The 16,046-nt window shown below is 35.2% G+C and carries 14 protein-coding genes; 9 read left to right on the plus strand and 5 right to left on the minus strand.

The genetic code is table 11. The annotated features are described in order from the left end of the window. Positions 1 to 10: 10 nt before the first annotated feature. Together aroA and queA are read left to right on the plus strand one after the other, a co-directional pair. Entirely contained in the window at positions 11 to 1,234 is a 1,224-nt protein-coding gene (gene aroA, locus G7A72_RS11210; RefSeq protein ID WP_165152548.1) for a 3-phosphoshikimate 1-carboxyvinyltransferase, read from the plus strand. 187 nt (positions 1,235 to 1,421) lie between these two features. Continuing rightward, positions 1,422 to 2,471, plus strand: coding sequence for a tRNA preQ1(34) S-adenosylmethionine ribosyltransferase-isomerase QueA (queA, locus tag G7A72_RS11215; protein WP_091173319.1), 1,050 nt, complete (start codon positions 1,422 to 1,424; stop codon positions 2,469 to 2,471). 216 nt (positions 2,472 to 2,687) lie between these two features. Here queA and G7A72_RS11220 read toward each other — a convergent pair whose 3' ends face one another. Further along, positions 2,688 to 3,422 (minus strand): SIMPL domain-containing protein, encoded by a 735-nt coding sequence (locus G7A72_RS11220; RefSeq protein WP_091173323.1) that lies wholly within the window; start codon positions 3,420 to 3,422, stop codon positions 2,688 to 2,690. A gap of 181 nt (positions 3,423 to 3,603) precedes the next feature. On the opposite strand from G7A72_RS11220, the gene kynU reads away from it, so the two are divergent. Both kynU and G7A72_RS11230 read left to right on the plus strand, forming a co-directional pair. Further along, positions 3,604 to 4,890 carry a kynureninase gene (gene kynU, locus G7A72_RS11225; protein ID WP_091173326.1) on the plus strand — a complete coding sequence of 429 codons (1,287 nt, stop codon included), beginning with the start codon at positions 3,604 to 3,606 and terminating at the stop codon, positions 4,888 to 4,890. Positions 4,891 to 4,979: 89 nt separating this feature from the next. After that, complete coding sequence (locus G7A72_RS11230) at positions 4,980 to 5,411, plus strand: YMGG-like glycine zipper-containing protein (RefSeq protein ID WP_165152549.1); 432 nt, start codon at positions 4,980 to 4,982, stop codon at positions 5,409 to 5,411. A 78-nt stretch (positions 5,412 to 5,489) separates the two neighbouring features. Here G7A72_RS11230 and G7A72_RS11235 read toward each other — a convergent pair whose 3' ends face one another. Further along, positions 5,490 to 7,022 (minus strand): cryptochrome/photolyase family protein, encoded by a 1,533-nt coding sequence (locus tag G7A72_RS11235; protein WP_165152550.1) that lies wholly within the window; start codon positions 7,020 to 7,022, stop codon positions 5,490 to 5,492. 3 nt (positions 7,023 to 7,025) lie between these two features. Continuing rightward, the gene (locus tag G7A72_RS11240; RefSeq protein ID WP_165152551.1) at positions 7,026 to 7,667 is read right to left on the minus strand and encodes a flavin reductase family protein; all 642 of its coding nucleotides are present in this window, start codon (positions 7,665 to 7,667) and stop codon (positions 7,026 to 7,028) included. A gap of 176 nt (positions 7,668 to 7,843) precedes the next feature. Here G7A72_RS11240 and G7A72_RS11245 point away from each other — a divergent pair, with 176 nt between their 5' ends. Together G7A72_RS11245 and G7A72_RS11250 are read left to right on the plus strand one after the other, a co-directional pair. Continuing rightward, complete coding sequence (locus tag G7A72_RS11245; protein WP_165153743.1) at positions 7,844 to 10,234, plus strand: penicillin acylase family protein; 2,391 nt, start codon at positions 7,844 to 7,846, stop codon at positions 10,232 to 10,234. A gap of 62 nt (positions 10,235 to 10,296) precedes the next feature. Continuing rightward, positions 10,297 to 11,634, plus strand: a complete 1,338-nt coding sequence (locus tag G7A72_RS11250) for an NAD(P)/FAD-dependent oxidoreductase (protein WP_165152552.1) — start codon at positions 10,297 to 10,299, stop codon at positions 11,632 to 11,634. 54 nt (positions 11,635 to 11,688) lie between these two features. Here G7A72_RS11250 and G7A72_RS11255 read toward each other — a convergent pair whose 3' ends face one another. Continuing rightward, a complete protein-coding gene (locus tag G7A72_RS11255; RefSeq protein ID WP_113664351.1) occupies positions 11,689 to 12,051 on the minus strand; it encodes a cupin domain-containing protein in 363 nt (120 codons plus the stop codon). An 8-nt stretch (positions 12,052 to 12,059) separates the two neighbouring features. Continuing rightward, on the minus strand, positions 12,060 to 13,580 hold the full coding sequence (locus tag G7A72_RS11260; protein WP_165152553.1) for a helicase HerA-like domain-containing protein: 1,521 nt from the start codon (positions 13,578 to 13,580) through the stop codon (positions 12,060 to 12,062). A gap of 372 nt (positions 13,581 to 13,952) precedes the next feature. On the opposite strand from G7A72_RS11260, the gene G7A72_RS11265 reads away from it, so the two are divergent. The 3 genes from G7A72_RS11265 to G7A72_RS11275 all read left to right on the plus strand — a co-directional run bounded on the left by G7A72_RS11265 (position 13,953) and on the right by G7A72_RS11275 (position 16,027). Then, on the plus strand, positions 13,953 to 14,771 hold the full coding sequence (locus G7A72_RS11265) for a MotA/TolQ/ExbB proton channel family protein (protein WP_113664349.1): 819 nt from the start codon (positions 13,953 to 13,955) through the stop codon (positions 14,769 to 14,771). A gap of 76 nt (positions 14,772 to 14,847) precedes the next feature. After that, positions 14,848 to 15,459, plus strand: a complete 612-nt coding sequence (locus G7A72_RS11270; protein ID WP_113664348.1) for a biopolymer transporter ExbD — start codon at positions 14,848 to 14,850, stop codon at positions 15,457 to 15,459. Between the two features lie 19 nt (positions 15,460 to 15,478). Beyond that, positions 15,479 to 16,027, plus strand: a complete 549-nt coding sequence (locus tag G7A72_RS11275) for a biopolymer transporter ExbD (RefSeq protein WP_113664347.1) — start codon at positions 15,479 to 15,481, stop codon at positions 16,025 to 16,027. Positions 16,028 to 16,046: the final 19 nt, after the last annotated feature.

The raw sequence follows: 16,046 nt of genomic DNA on the forward strand, positions 1-16,046 counted from the left end.
AATTAGCTACATGAATTTAAAATTAAGTACGAATTCACAATTCACAATTGATAATTCACAATTAAATATTACTGGTTCAAAAAGCGAAACCAACCGACTACTATTATTACAAGCCTTATTTCCAAATATTACTTTGGCCAATACTTCCAATTCTGATGATAGCGAAGTCATGCAAAAAGCGTTGAAAGGAAACGAGGAAATTGTAGATATTCATCATGCGGGAACGGCAATGCGTTTCTTAACGGCGTATTTTGCTGTAAACGAAGGTCGCGAAGTTGTGTTGACCGGCTCTCAACGAATGACGGAGCGTCCCATAAAAGTTTTGGTGGAAGCCTTGGAGCAATTGGGTGCGAAAATCTCCTACGAGAAAGAAGCAGGTTATCCGCCAATTCGAATCAAAGGACAAAAAATTACAGCTTCTAAAGTAAACATTCCTGCCAATGTAAGCAGTCAATACATTTCTGCATTATTATTAGTGGCGCCAAAACTGCAAAACGGTATCGAAATCACTTTAGTAGGTGAAATCACTTCGGTTCCTTATATCAAAATGACATTGGCTTTGTTGAATGATTTGGATATCAAAACCAGTTTCGAAGGAAATGTGATTACGGTATATCCAAAACAAGAAGTAGCATCAAAAGTAATGACCGTAGAATCCGATTGGAGTTCTGCATCGTACTTTTTTAGTTTAGCTGCGTTGGCTGAAAATGCTACTATTTCATTGAACAGTTATAAAAAAACCAGTTTGCAAGGTGATTCAGCTTTGGTTGAAATCTACAAACAAATGGGTGTTGAAACGCATTTTGAAGGAAATAAAATGACTCTGGTAAAACAGTCTGATTTTAAACCTGAAAATTTAACCTTAGAATTGAATAATACACCAGATATCGCCCAAACCATAGTTGTTACTTGTCTTGGATTAGGAATTGGTTGCCATCTGACAGGTTTGCATACCTTGAAAATTAAAGAAACGGACCGACTCGAAGCACTTAGAATTGAGTTGACAAAATTGGGAGCGAATATATCGGTGACCAATGATAGCTTGACGCTTATGGCTTCAAACCAAATCAATCCTGATGTTAAAATTGCGACTTATAACGATCACCGTATGGCGATGGCATTTGCACCATTAGCTATAAAAGTGCCAATTATCATCGAAAACGCGGAAGTAGTTTCTAAATCATACCCTGATTTTTGGAATGATTTAAAAAGTTTAGGTTTCGAAATTTTGTAGCACACCCTCAATTCATTGGGCGAAAAGATGTTTTTCTTCTCCCTCTCCTTCGGAGAGGGCTGGGGTGAGGAAAAATAAACAGCAAAACACTTGACAACGCCTATCTCACAATCGTATATTTGCAAACTATTATAATTTATTGAGGCTTAACTCGTAACTTATAATTCATAACTCATAAATTTATCAAATGAAATTATCACATTTTCAATTCGATTTGCCAAAAGAACTTCTTGCAGAATATCCAGCTGAAAACAGAGACGAATCTCGTCTAATGGTTATTGATCGCAAGAAAGGAACTATAGAGCACAAAATGTTTAAAGATGTTATCGATTATTTTGACGAAGGTGATGTTTTAATTCTGAATAACACGAAAGTTTTTCCAGCTCGTTTGTACGGAAATAAAGAAAAAACGGGAGCTAGAATCGAAGTTTTTTTACTTAGAGAATTAAATTCTGAGCAAAGACTTTGGGATGTTTTAGTTGATCCGGCACGTAAAATCAGAATTGGTAACAAATTATATTTTGGAGATGACGATTCATTAGTGGCTGAGGTTATCGATAATACAACTTCTCGCGGAAGAACATTGCGTTTCCTTTACGATGGTTCGTATGAAGAATTCAGAAATAAATTGACAGAACTTGGAGAGACTCCAATCCCAAAATATATTTCTAGAGATGTAACTCCGGAAGATGCGGAACGTTACCAAACTATTTATGCTAAAGAAGAAGGAGCTGTTGCAGCGCCAACTGCAGGATTGCACTTCTCGAAACATTTATTGAAAAAACTGGAAATCAAAGGAATTAAATTTGCCGAAGTTACGCTTCACGTAGGTTTGGGGACTTTCAATCCAGTTGAGGTTGAAGATTTATCAAAACACAAAATGGATTCTGAGGAATTAAAAATTACTCAGGAAGCATGTGATATTGTGAATGAAGCCAAAGCTAAAAAGAAACGTATTTGTACCGTAGGAACTACTTCTATGCGTGCCGTTGAAAGCTCAGTTTCTTCGCAAAATACCTTGAATCCGTTTGACGGATGGACAAACAAATTTGTTTTTCCTCCTCATGATTTCACGATTCCAACGTGTATGATTACTAATTTTCATACGCCAAAATCAACTTTATTAATGATGGTTTCCGCATTTTGTGGTCATGATTTAATGAAAAAAGCATACGCAGAAGCAATCGAAAAAGAATACAAATTCTATTCTTACGGTGATGCAATGATGATTATCTAAAAAACATTTTTTCTCCTCCCTTTCCTTTGGAGAGGGTTGGGGTGAGGATAAAATCTCGTCAGTAATGGCGAGATTTTTTGTTTTATAATAGTGTGTGTCCCGCTGAAAAAGCGGGTCGGGCTCTACGCTGTATCTTTATTTTCTTAAAGAAAGAAAATAAAGGATGCCGCTTCCATCCCTCACACGACGTTGTATGTATAAAAGTGGTTTGTATTCCTAATTCACTTGATACACCAATCGTACCGTGATATTAGCCGTTTTGTTTTTGGATTGCGTATTAAAGGAACCGCCATAAGAAAAATCTTCCGATGAGTTTTGACCTGTAATTTGAAAAACGCCCATATCTGATTTCTTTAAATTCCCTAAACTCGCATCAGCATTTTCAGCAATACTTTTCGCTCTGATACTCGCGTCTTTTGTGGCTTCGGCAATCATTTTTATTTTTAACTCAGCTAGTTTGGTGTAATAGTATTCCGGTGGAGACGAATAAAATTCTACGCCTGAGTTGATCAATTCACTGGATTGTCTGGATAATTCCTCAATTTTATTTACTTCCTTAGATTGGATACTTACACTTTGGGTTAAAGTAAATCCAGTAAAAATTTGCTGCCTTGTAGTTCCGTTTTCATTGAAGGTAGTTTCAAAATCTTTATTGAAATTCACCGCTGAGAAAACCATTTCATTCGGCGCAATTCCTTTGCCGGATAAATAGCTTTTTATTTTTTCTCTATCAGCATCTAATGCGGCATAAGCATCTTTCAAAGTCATGCTTTTTTTAGAAAACGAACCGCTCCAAACAATCAAATCCGATACAAAATCCTTCTTTCCGGAACCGGTCACACTTATGGTATCGTTACTTTTATTTCGATTCTGAAAAGCATTCGAAAATAAATACGAGGAAATTACCACAGCGATGGCAATAATAATAACGTTTAAACTGTTTTTAAGCATAGCTAAGAATTTTAAATTCAATCAAATATAAGTAAATAACGAGTAGTTTCTTAATTCCGTATAGGAATTGGGAACTATTTTTTTGTATTCGAAAATTTAACTATTGTATAGCTTTCCAATCAATGTTAACTATATTATCATTCGTCCATTTTTACTACTTTTACAAAACAAAATACAAATCATGATATTCGAAAATACCCTTGAATTTGCAAAAAAATTGGATTCACAAGATCAATTACATAAATACCAAGATGAATTTATTTTTCCGCAGGTAAATGGAAAAAAGGTGATTTATTTCACAGGAAATTCACTAGGATTACAACCTAAACGTACTAAAGCATATGTAGATGAGGTGATGAATGATTGGGCAAATCTCGCCGTTGAAGGACATTTTTACAGTGAAAAACCTTGGTGGGATTATCACGAACGATTTGCAAATCCGTTGAGTAAAATTGTTGGTGCACTTTCAAGTGAAGTCACGGTAATGAATACCTTGACAGTGAATCTTCATTTATTGATGGTTTCTTTTTACCGACCTACAAAGACCAGATATAAAATTATTTGCGAAGAAAAAGCATTTCCGTCGGATCAATATATGTTTCAAAGTCAGGTTCATTTTCATGGATACAAACCAGAAGATGTGATTGTCGAAATCAAGCGTCGCGAAGGCGAACACAACATTCGCTTAGAAGATGTTTTGGCAAAAATTGAAGAAGTTGGTGACGAGTTGGCTTTAGTTTTAATTGGCGGTGTCAATTATTACACCGGACAAGTTTTTGATATGAAAACCATAACCGCAGCAGGCCATAAAGTGGGTGCATATGTTGGTTGGGATTTAGCGCATGCTGCAGGAAATGTGAAGCTGGAATTGCACGATTGGGATATTGATTTTGCAGCTTGGTGCAGTTATAAATACATGAATTCAGGACCAGGAAATGCTTCAGGGTGTTTTATTCACGAAAAACACCACAATAATTCGGAGTTGCCGAGATTCGCGGGTTGGTGGGGACATAATAAAGAACGTCGTTTCAAGATGGAACAGACCTTTGATCCCGTTCATGGAGCCGATGGTTGGCAAATCAGTAACCTGCCAGTACTTTCATTGGCACCTTATTTGGCATCAGTCGACATGTTTGATGAAATAGGGATGGACGCTTTAATCCAAAAAAGAAATGCAATTACTTCCTATTTAGAATTCATTCTGCACGAAATAGATAAAGAAGTTGACAGTAGTTTCGAAATTATTACGCCGTCAAATCAATCGGAAAGAGCGTCACAATTATCAGTGCTTCTTCATGGGGAAGGACGCAGTTTGTTTGATTATTTGATGAAAAATGGCGTTATAACGGATTGGCGTGAACCCAATGTTATCCGTTTAGCGCCAGTTCCTTTATATACATCTTATGAGGATATGTACATGTTTGGTCAGATTCTGAAGGCAGGAATTTTGGACAAAGCGAATCTTTAAATTATATAAATTATTAATTGAATTACATAAGTGCAATTATCAACTTTAAGCGTTTCTTTGTAGTATTACAAATTGAAAAAATTTAAATTATGAAAGCATTATATTTTATATTAGTAGCTATACTTGTTGTTTCTTGTCAGAACCAAGGAAAAATGGAAATTGAAAAGGCTAAAGTAGCAACGGTAGATTCCATGAAAGTTGAAATGGAAAAGGAAAGAGTAATTGACTCTATGAAGCAAGAAATGGTCAAAATTGAAGCTGCTAGAATTGAAACGCAAAAAGAAGTTGTTGTTGTAAACAAGCAATCACCTTCGACTACAACGACTACAACAAATACTTCCACGCAAAGAAAAGGCTGGAGTAGTACTGCAAAAGGTGCTGTAATAGGCGCTGGTGTAGGTGCTGCAACTGGTGCTATTATCAGTAAGAAAAAAGTACAAGGTGCTATTATTGGAGGTGTAGCTGGTGCTGGAGTAGGTGCAGGAACCGGAGCAATTATAGACGGAAGCAAAAAGAATTAAATTTATCCGTAATATAAACAAGAGTGTTTAAGTTCATAATAGAATTTAAACACTCTTTTTTTATGGGAAAATTTGGGTTTAATACGAATCCATATTGGCAATTATTTCATTCGCCTTTACTTTGATTTTATATAATTCTTCGGGATTTATTTTCTTTAATAAATTCAGCATCATTCCCATTCGTTGGTTTCCTTTGAAATATTCTTTTTTCTCATCTAGGAAATTCCAGTATAAAGTATTGAAAGGACAGGCGTTATCACCAAATTTTTCTTTCACTTTATAATGGCATTTGGCACAATTATTACTCATTTTATTGATATAACTTCCGGAGGAAACATATGGTTTGGTGGCAATTATTCCGCCATCTGCATATTGTGACATCCCGCGGGTATTAGGCATTTCGACCCATTCAATGGCATCTATGTACACGCCTAGATACCATGCATCCACTTCATCAGGATGAATCTGCGTAAGTAAAGTAAAATTTCCAATTACCATCAGTCGCTGAATATGATGTGCGTAAGCTTCGTCTAAACTTTGATTGATAGCGTGGCTCATGCAATTCATTTTGGTTTTACCGGTCCAGAAAAAATCTGGTAATTCATTTGTATTTTCCAAGACATTCATTTGGGCATAATTGGGCATTTCTTTCCAGTAAATTCCTCGGATGTATTCGCGCCAACCTAAAATTTGTCTTACGAATCCTTCGACTTGTGAGATAGTTATATCGGTTTCATTGGCATGATAAAAAGAAATAACGGTCTCGATTACTTCTTTTGGCGAAAGCATTTTACTGTTCATGGCAAAAGACAAACGGGAGTGAAAAAGGAATTTTTCATCGGTGTGCATCGCATCTTCGTAATCACCAAAATGCTTTAACAGATTTTTACAGAAATAATCTAAAACTTCCAACGATTGTTCACGCGAAGTAGGCCAACTGAAATTATCTGGATTGATGTTTCCAAAAGTCACAATTCCTGCTTCTACTATTTGTGCAGCAACTTCAGAAACATTCGCATGAAAATTCTTTTCTGAAGGAACCGGGACTTCACCTTTATATTTTTTGCGATTATCAGCATCAAAATTCCATTGGTTACCTAACGGAGTGCTTCCATCCATTAAAATATGATGTTTTTTGCGCATGTTCCGATAAAAGTTTTCCATCAGCAACAACTTCTTTCCCTCAAAAAAATCAGAAAGTTCGGTACGCGTGGTATAGAAATGTTCGGAGTCAAAAGCTTCAGATTCGATTTTTAGATTGGAACAAATCGTTTTTAATTGTTGGTCCAGTCGGTATTCATCAGGTAATTGGTATTCGAACTTTTGAATTTTATATCTTTCAATACAAATGGCAATGATTTTTTCTAAGTCCTGTGGATTCTCAGCATCGGTAATTTGAAAATAGACTGCTTGATGTCCATTTTCTTTTATCGCTGTGTAAAAATTCCTCATCGACACGAAAAAGGCCACTACTTTTTGGATGTGATGTTTGACATAATCCGTTTCCTGACGCATTTCGGCCAAGACATACATTGTGTTGTCATCACTTTCCTGAAGCCAAGAATGCTTTGAATTGAGCTGATCACCAAGGATTAAGCGCAGTTTTTTCATTTGTTATTTTTTAAAAAAGGAAGAGGTTGGAATTTCCTTTCGGGCATATTGAAAACGATCCACTAATTTGGGTAAACAATACCCATCAAGACCATTTAATGCCACAACATTGCCTCGGTCAATTTGTAACCAGCCATCTTTATGTTCTAATTCTTCCTCAAAAAATAAATTTTCGATTGACGCAATTACATGAATCGTATCATTTTCTTTGATGTAATATTCGTTTACGTATTTGCAATACAACTGCACCGGACTTCCTTTTACAAATGGAATTTCAATGTCATTTTTATACTCTTCTTCCAGATTGGTTTTATCAAATTCGGAAATTCCCAGTTCGTAATTTGCAGACGTATGGTGCGCATCTTCAATCATGTCAACGGTAATGTGATTTACTGTAAAATATCCAGTGTCTTTGATGTTTTTGTACGTGTCTCTTGGAACAGTTGTAGGACGCATTATGAATCCAATCATAGCAGGATTGCTTCCCAAATGCGTTACGCTACTAAAAATGGCAACATTAGACTTTCCGTCGAGGGATTTTGTAGCAAGCAAATTAGCTGATTTATAACCAGTGCAGGAATTGATTAAATTTAATCTTTCGATTTTTTCCATTTGAGAAATATCGTCTCTTGAAATGTGTTTCATATTTAGTCATATTTGAAACAAATATACTTTTGTTTAATTAAATATGAAATAAATTAAACAAAATATTTTAAATTCATCAATGATTTATTCTATTTAGTTTGAAATAAATACATTGGAACAAATAGTTTTTAAATAACTTCCAAATCCTATATATTTGTTTTTCAATTTATCCAATGATGAAAATACTTAGAAAAGTCCTTCTCGTTTTACTTTCGTTAGTAATTGTTTTAGCGGTAACGATGCTTGTTTATGGTTATTACTTAAAACCAAAATACGAAGGCAAGTTACGCTTGAAAAACATTCAAAAAGAAACCACCGTTTATTTTGATGAATTTGGTGTTCCTCATATTTATGCGACAACTTCTCAAGATGCCATGGTAGCCTTGGGTTATGTGCATGCGCAAGATAGATTGTGGCAAATGGAATTGATGCGTCGTATCGCCCCAGGAAGATTATCGGAGATTTTTGGTTCAGTGGCATTGAAAAACGATAAGTTCTTTGCTGGATTAGGAATCGAAGAAGCTTCCGCCAAAGCGATTGCAGGTTTGGACAAAAACAGTCCAAGTTATCAATTGACTATGGCTTACTTAGATGGAATCAATCAATGCATGGAAGAAGGAACTACACCAATAGAGTTCAGTTTAGTAGGCGTCAAAAAAGAGAAGTTTACCATTAAAGACGTTTATAATATTTTTGGATACATGTCTTTTAGTTTTGCAATGGCTCAAAAATCAGATCCGTTATTGACCGACATTCGAAACAAATATGGAATGGAATATTTGAAGGATTTTGGAATTGACGGTTCCTTCAATACTACAAAAATTAAAAATGCGAAAGACAGACCACAAGAATACGCGGCTATTTCAAAATCAGTTGCGTCGCTTTTGGAGCAGTCGCCAGTATCGCCTTTTATAGGAAGCAACAGTTGGGTTATTGCTCCAAAGAAAACTAAAAACGGAAAAGTTATTTTTGCTAACGATCCTCATATTGGATTTTCACAACCAGGAACTTGGTACGAAGCGCATATTGTTACTCCGGATTTCGAATTATACGGCTGTTATTTAGCAGGAACTCCGTATCCGTTATTGGGACACAACAGGGAATATGCTTATGGTTTGACCATGTTTGAAAATGATGATATTGATTTGTACCAAGAGCAGAATAATCCGGCTAATGCCAATGAATATAGGACGCCAAATGGTTTCACTACGTATGAAATTCAGGAGAAAACAATCAAAGTAAAAGATTCATCTAATGTTGTTTTGAAAGTGAAAACTACTCGACATGGACCTATAATGAACGATTTGATAGATGGTTTACAGCAAGACAAACCTGTTTCTATGTATTGGATTTATACGCAACAACCTATTCAAATTCTTGATGCGGTGTATGCACTTTCACATGCTAAAAGCAAAGGAGATTTTCAGAAAGGAGTTTCACTAATTGCAGCACCAGGATTGAATGTGATGTATGGCGATGCTAAAGGAAATGTCGCTTGGTGGGCAACGGGAAAATTATACAAGCATAAAGAAGGAGTGAATCCGAATTTTATTCTCGATGGAGCGAGCGGTGAGGATGATATTAAAGAGTTTTTGGATTTCTCCAAAAATCCTTCGGCGGTGAACCCTAGATGGAATTATGTGTATTCCGCTAATAATCAACCAGAAGCAATTGACGGATTTTTGTATCCGGGGTATTATCTTCCAGAGGATCGAGCCAAAAGAATTACGCAATTATTGAATCCAAAATCAGATTGGGATATGGTTTCGGTTGGGAAGATGATTTTTGATAATACTTCTCCTGTGGCTCCAAAAGTTGTGAAAGATTTAATCTCAAATGTAGATCAGGAATCCCTTACTGAAAACGAAAAACAAGCTCTTAGTGTTTTAAAAAATTGGAAAGGAACTAATAATCTGAGTGATGTGGCTCCTACAATCTATAATAAATGGATTTTTAATTACTTAAAAAATACTTTTGAAGATGAACTTGGTGCTGAAAATTTCAAGATGTTTTTAGGAACGCACATCATGAAGCAAATTATTGCAAGACAAATCACGAATGAAAAATCACTTTGGTGGGATAACATCAATACCAAAAATGAGAAAGAAACAAGGAGTCAGATTGTCTCAAAATCATTCAAAGAATCCGTTGCAGCTCTAGAAAACCAATTGGGAAGTACAGTTTCGGATTGGACTTGGAATAAAGTACACACTTTAGAACATCAGCATCCGTTGGGGAAAGTAGCGGCTTTAAGAAGTATCTTTAATGTAGGGCCTTTTGAAGTTTCAGGTTCTACAGAAGTAATTAATAATCTCTTTTTTGATTTTACGGATGATGGGAATTACATCGTAAAAGGAGGTCCGTCCACAAGAAGAATTATTGATTTTTCGGATATAGAAAACAGCTGGAGTATATTGCCTACGGGACAATCAGGAAATCCATTGAGTGAACATTATAGCGATCAGGCAGAGTTATACAATGCCGGTAAATTTAGGCGAATGATGCTGAATAAAGACGAGATTGTTAGAACTTCAACAAAATTGGTTTTTATTCCCCGTAAAAAATGATTCTTTTTAAAGAGCCTAAAATAATAAATCAGTAATTTTGCTTAACTTTTTATAAAAAAATAATGCAAACTCCCATAAAAATAGCGGTTGTAGGTTCAGGATTAGTTGGATCTTTATTGGCTATTTATCTTCGTAAAGCGGGTCATACGGTTCATGTTTACGATAGAAGTCCTGATATTCGAAAAATACAATTTTCTGGTCGTTCCATTAATTTAGCGATGTCTAATCGCGGATGGAAAGCTTTGGATGGAGTAGGAATAGGAAACGAGGTTCGTAAAATTGCCATTCCTATGGAAAAACGTGCGATCCATTTGGTTGATAAACTCAATTTTCAAAATTACGGTCAGGAAGGGGAATCGATTTATTCTATTTCAAGAGGAATTTTGAATAGGAAAATGATTGATTTGGCGGAAGCTGCCGGAGCAGAATTCTTTTTTGAACAAAAAATATGGGATGTTTCACTTGATGATGCAACCCTTCATATTGGTGAAACAGAACGTGGCGCGTGGGAAGATAAAAAATACGATATGGTTTTTGGTGCTGATGGTGCTTTTTCGAGAATCCGTCACCGCATGCAACGCCAAAGTATGTTTGACTACTCGCAAGAATTTTTGCCTATTGGTTACAAGGAATTAAATATTCCTGCAAATGCTGACGGAACACATAAATTAGATAAAAACTCCTTTCATATTTGGCCTCGTGGAGCGTATATGTTGATTGCGTTGCCCAATTTAGATGGAAGTTTTACCTGTACTTTGTTTATGCCATTTGAAGGAGAAAATTCTTTTGCATCCCTAAATGATATAAAATTAGTGGAAGCTTTTTTCGAAAAAAACTTACCAGATACTATTGATGTAATTCCAAAACTTGCGGAAGATTTCTTTAAGAATCCAACAAGTACATTAGTAACAATGAAATGTTATCCGTGGACTTATAAAGATAAAATCGCACTTATTGGCGATGCCAGCCACGCAATTGTACCCTTTTATGGTCAGGGAATGAATGCGGGTTTTGAAGATATTTCAGTGCTATATGAAATGATGGAGAAATATGGTGACGATTGGAAGTCGATATTCTCGGAATACCAAAAGTCCCGAAAACCAAATGCAGATGCGATTGCGGAACTTTCGTATCGTAATTTTTTAGAAATGAGTTCCAAGACTGCTGATGAAAATTTTCTTTTGCAAAAGAAAATTGAAAAGTCATTCTCAGACAAGCATCCTGAAAAATGGATTCCTTTATACAGTCGCGTTACTTTTAGTGATCGTCCGTATGCAGAAGCTTTAGCGATTGGAGATTATCAAAATGCAATCATGGAAGAAGTTTTGAAAATGGAAAACATTACTGAAATATGGGATTCAGAAGTTGTTGAAAATAAAATCCTAGAGCTTTTGGGATAAATATTCAGAAGTTGCTAGTTTTATATATCAATAACGTTTTCCGTGTATTGTTGCTTATTCCTCGCGATGTACTTTAGTAAAATCGAAAGCTGGTTTGCAAATCGCAATATATTCACAAGGTTCGTCAAAAGGATTGGAATATTGCACGCGTGTATTCTTCTCGATTTGTATGGATTGCCCCGTTTCCAGAACGATAATTTCATCGTCAATTATAAATTGCTTTTTACCTTTAATAATATAGGTGTATTCATCAAATTCAGGAGTTTGAAATGGTTCACTCCATTTAGAAGGAGCTACCATATGCGCTATGGAAATTTCTGCATTATTCGTAGATGCCTTTCCGTGATGTTCTTCTATTAGTTTCCCATCGGTAGTGGGAACAACGAAAGGAGTATTTTGAACATAATATTTTTTCATTAGAGGTGTTATTTTTTAAACATTTTCGTTAATACACCAAAAGCACCTCTTATAAACGTGGCGCTTGTCAGTACTTTGAGAACTGATTTCCCCACTACGCTAGCAGTACTTGGTCCTTGGTTTTGTTGCTTTTGAGATTCCTGTTTTTGCTCTTGTTCGTTTATTTCCTCTTCGACAACGGCGATTTTTTTATTTAACATCTCATAGGCGCTTTCGCGATCAATCAATTCACTGTATTTTTTTACCAGTTTTGATTTATTGTTGATTTCCTGAATTTCGCTTTCAGTCAATATATCCATTCGGCTCATTGGGGCACGCATCATTGTTGCTGCAAGTGGCGTAGGAATTCCTTTTTCGTTTAATGCAGTAACGAGAGCTTCTCCAATTCCAAGGCTGGTCAGGATTTCATCGGTTTTGTAATAATCAGATGTAGGGTAATTGTCAGCAGTTTGCTTAATGGCTTTTCGGTCATTGGCTGTAAAAGCGCGCAAAGCATGTTGGATTTTTAAACCTAATTGGGCCAATACGCCACTTGGGATGTCCATCGGGTTTTGTGTGATAAAGTAAATACCAATCCCTTTAGAGCGAATTAACTTTACGATAGTTTCTATTTGTTCTAATAAAGTTTTGCTGGCTTCGTTGAATATTAAATGCGCTTCGTCAATAAAAATGACTAATTCTGGTTGATCGGAATCTCCTTTTTCAGGCATTTGCTGGTAGATTTCAGCCAATAAACTCAACATAAAAGTCGAGAATAACTTAGGTTTGTCTTGAATGTCAGTCAGTCGAAGAATGTTGATATAGCCTTTTCCATTTTCATCAATTCGCATTAAATCCTCAACGTCAAAGGACATTTCTCCAAAAAACAAATCAGCTCCTTGTTGTTCGAGTTCAATTATTTTTCTGAGAATAGTTCCAGTAGTAGAAGTGGAAATTTTGCCATAATGTTCTTCAATTTCGTCTTTCCCTTCTTCAGTAATATAATTGATTACTTTTTTGATATCCTTTAAATCTAATAAAGGCATTTTATTGTCGTCACAATATTTAAAGATAACAGAAATTACTCCGGATTGAGTATCGTTTAAATTTAGGATTCTTGAGAATAATACAGGTCCAAACTCTGATATTGTTGCACGGAGGCGGACTCCGTTTTGCTCGGACAAAGTCAAAATTTCGACCGGAAAACTAGCTGTTGAATAAGGAATGTTGATTTTAGCATGGCGTTCCGTTATAAATGGCTTTTCTTCGCCTTCTTTTGCGATGCCGCTAAAATCACCTTTTATATCCATCATTAAGACTGGAATTCCAAAACTTGACAATTGTTCAGAAAGGACCTGAATGGTTTTCGTTTTTCCAGTTCCGGTTGCTCCAGCGATCAAACCATGACGGTTTAATGTTTTTAAAGGTACTTTTATGAAGGTATCTGACAAAGCCTCTCCGTCTAATATTGCACCACCCAGAATAATACTTTCTCCCTTGGAACTGTATCCTTCAGAAATATGTTTGGTAAAATCTTCTTTTTTGCTCATAATAAGTTTATATTTAAATCACTTGCAAGATATTATATTTTTCTAAAACCAACAATTTTAGTGCATACTGCAGTTTTCCTGCTTTTTTATTGTTAATGTCACAAAATAATAGTTTTCTTGCTAAACAGCTTGTTTTTGAAATATTGTGTTAAATATTCTTAAAAAAATATGGTATTTTATATAAGAAGGCCTATTTGTTTGCGTTTATTGACATAAATGGAAACTAAAAAATGGTAAATATGTTTTTGAAATAAATTTAATTATAATAAAATAAAAAAAAGTTTTTTTATTTGAACTAAAAATATAAATTTGCTCCACTACAAGTTTAATATAACTAAGATAATTTATTTAAAACTATTAAAATTAAAAAAAATGGCAAACGTTAAAAAAGAAAAAGCGGCAAACGGAGGAGGAATGATTTCAGGAATCATTATTGTAGCATGTATTTTTGTTGGATGGTTAATTTGGAATTTCATAATGGGTAATGGCGCTAATTTTGAAGGCGGAGTAAACACAGGTCACCCACTACCAGGAAATATGTTGGCAATGGTTTACAAGGGAGGTCCAATTGTACCGGTGTTATTAGGATTATTATTAATGGTTGTTGTGTTTTCATTTGAGCGTTATGCTGTAATTTCAAAAGCAGCAGGTAAAGGAAATCTTGATCAATTCATGACAAGCGTACAAAATGATATTAAAAGTGGTAATATTGAGGGAGCAATTGCTTCATGTGACAAACAAAAAGGTTCTGTTGCAAACCCAATAAAATCAGCTTTATTGAAATATCAAGAAGTTAAGAGAGAAGGTTTTGATAGCGAAGCTGCTGCAGAAACTATTCACAAAGAAATTGAAGAGGTGACTTCACTAGAAATGCCAATGTTAGAGAAACACATGACTATTCTTTCTACAATGGTATCTTTAGGTACTCTTGCAGGTTTGTTAGGAACTGTAACGGGTATGATTAAGGCATTTAGTGCTTTGTCTGCTGCTGGTACTCCAGATCAAGCTGCTCTTGCAAATGGTATTTCTGAGGCTTTGATTAATACAGCTACAGGTATCTCGACTTCTGCTTTAGCAATTATCGCTTACAACTTCTTTACTTCTAAAATTGATACATTGACTTACTCTATCGATGAGGCAGGTAATACAATTGTAAATACTTACAGACACTACAGAAGTACACAAAAATAATTAATAATTTAATTTACAAGAAAGTAGTTTCTGAGAAACGGATTCTATTTTCTTGTAAGTATTAAAAAATATATTAATGGCTATAAAAATGAAGAAAAAAGCAGGGTCTACGGATATGACTGCTATGTGTGACGTCGCTTTTCTTTTGTTGTCGTTCTTTGTAATGACAGCAACTGCAAAGATACCGGAAGCATTACCGGTAGATACCCCTGCGTCAACGGTTCAGTCTAAATTGCCAGAAGATAATTTAGCTACTATAACTGTTGGAAAAGGAAAAGTATTTTATGACTTAAAAGGGAGAGAAGTACGTAAGGAAGCTCTACAACTAATGGGACAGAAATACGGTGTTGAGTTTACTGAAAGTGAAGTTGAAACTTTTGCTTTAATGGAAGGTGTTGGTGTGCCAATTTCTAATTTGAAACAATTGATTGGAATGAAAACTGCTGACAGAAATAAAGCTGGTGTTCAACCGGGTGTGCCAAAAGATTCTCTTGATAATCAATTAAAAGAATGGATTTATAATTCTCGTATTGCAAACATTAAGGTGAACGACAAAGAATTGCAAATTGCAATCAAAGGTGATGCGAAAGAAGAATATCCTGCAATTAAGCAAGTGATGGATATCTTGCAAGATCAGAAAATCAATAGCTTCAATCTAGTTACTGGTTTAAGAGCAACTGAAAAATAACTAAAAAAAATACACTAAAATGGCTGAATTAAATACTGGCGACGGTGATGGCAAAAAAGGTGGTAAAGTAAGAAGTAAAAAATCAAACTCAAAAGTAGATTTAACTGCTATGGTTGATTTAGCTTTCTTATTAATTACATTCTTTATGCTTACGACTACGTTGTCTAAACCACAATCCATGCCTTTGGGTTTACCTGATAAGGATGATGATCCTTCTAAAAATAAAGATATAAAAGTTGATGAAAATCGTACTTTAACAGTTTTATTAGGGGATAATGATAAGATGGTATACTACATGGGATTATTAGCAACTCCTATTGCAGGTCCAAAAGATATTTCTTACGGTAAAGAAGGGATTCGTAAAGAGTTGCTGAAAAGAAAAAAGTCAGTAGTTGAGTATACTGGTAATAAAGATAAAGGTTTAATAGTTATTATCAAACCAAGTAAAAAATCAAATTACCGTAACTTAGTGGATATACTTGATGAAATGGCAATAGTAGGAGTGCCTACGAATGCTATTGTAAATGATTTTTCACCAGAAGAACTAAAATTGTTAGAAGGTAAATAAGGATTTCTTATTACTCACT

It is taken from the genome of Flavobacterium sp. Sr18 (assembly GCF_011064265.1).
Taxonomy (GTDB): domain Bacteria; phylum Bacteroidota; class Bacteroidia; order Flavobacteriales; family Flavobacteriaceae; genus Flavobacterium; species Flavobacterium petrolei.

Excerpts from the sequence above, each read along its gene's own strand:
- queA (WP_091173319.1), top strand. The coding sequence starts at position 1,422 with ATGAAATTATCACATTTTCAATTCGATTTGCCAAAAGAACTTCTTGCA.
- G7A72_RS11260 (WP_165152553.1), bottom strand. The coding sequence starts at position 13,580 with ATGAGCAAAAAAGAAGATTTTACCAAACATATTTCTGAAGGATACAGT.
- G7A72_RS11220 (WP_091173323.1), bottom strand. The coding sequence starts at position 3,422 with ATGCTTAAAAACAGTTTAAACGTTATTATTATTGCCATCGCTGTGGTA.
- G7A72_RS11230 (WP_165152549.1), top strand. The coding sequence starts at position 4,980 with ATGAAAGCATTATATTTTATATTAGTAGCTATACTTGTTGTTTCTTGT.
- G7A72_RS11240 (WP_165152551.1), bottom strand. The coding sequence starts at position 7,667 with ATGAAACACATTTCAAGAGACGATATTTCTCAAATGGAAAAAATCGAA.
- G7A72_RS11235 (WP_165152550.1), bottom strand. The coding sequence starts at position 7,022 with ATGAAAAAACTGCGCTTAATCCTTGGTGATCAGCTCAATTCAAAGCAT.
- kynU (WP_091173326.1), top strand. The coding sequence starts at position 3,604 with ATGATATTCGAAAATACCCTTGAATTTGCAAAAAAATTGGATTCACAA.
- G7A72_RS11275 (WP_113664347.1), top strand. The coding sequence starts at position 15,479 with ATGGCTGAATTAAATACTGGCGACGGTGATGGCAAAAAAGGTGGTAAA.
- aroA (WP_165152548.1), top strand. The coding sequence starts at position 11 with ATGAATTTAAAATTAAGTACGAATTCACAATTCACAATTGATAATTCA.
- G7A72_RS11245 (WP_165153743.1), top strand. The coding sequence starts at position 7,844 with ATGAAAATACTTAGAAAAGTCCTTCTCGTTTTACTTTCGTTAGTAATT.
- G7A72_RS11250 (WP_165152552.1), top strand. The coding sequence starts at position 10,297 with ATGCAAACTCCCATAAAAATAGCGGTTGTAGGTTCAGGATTAGTTGGA.
- G7A72_RS11270 (WP_113664348.1), top strand. The coding sequence starts at position 14,848 with ATGGCTATAAAAATGAAGAAAAAAGCAGGGTCTACGGATATGACTGCT.
- G7A72_RS11255 (WP_113664351.1), bottom strand. The coding sequence starts at position 12,051 with ATGAAAAAATATTATGTTCAAAATACTCCTTTCGTTGTTCCCACTACC.
- G7A72_RS11265 (WP_113664349.1), top strand. The coding sequence starts at position 13,953 with ATGGCAAACGTTAAAAAAGAAAAAGCGGCAAACGGAGGAGGAATGATT.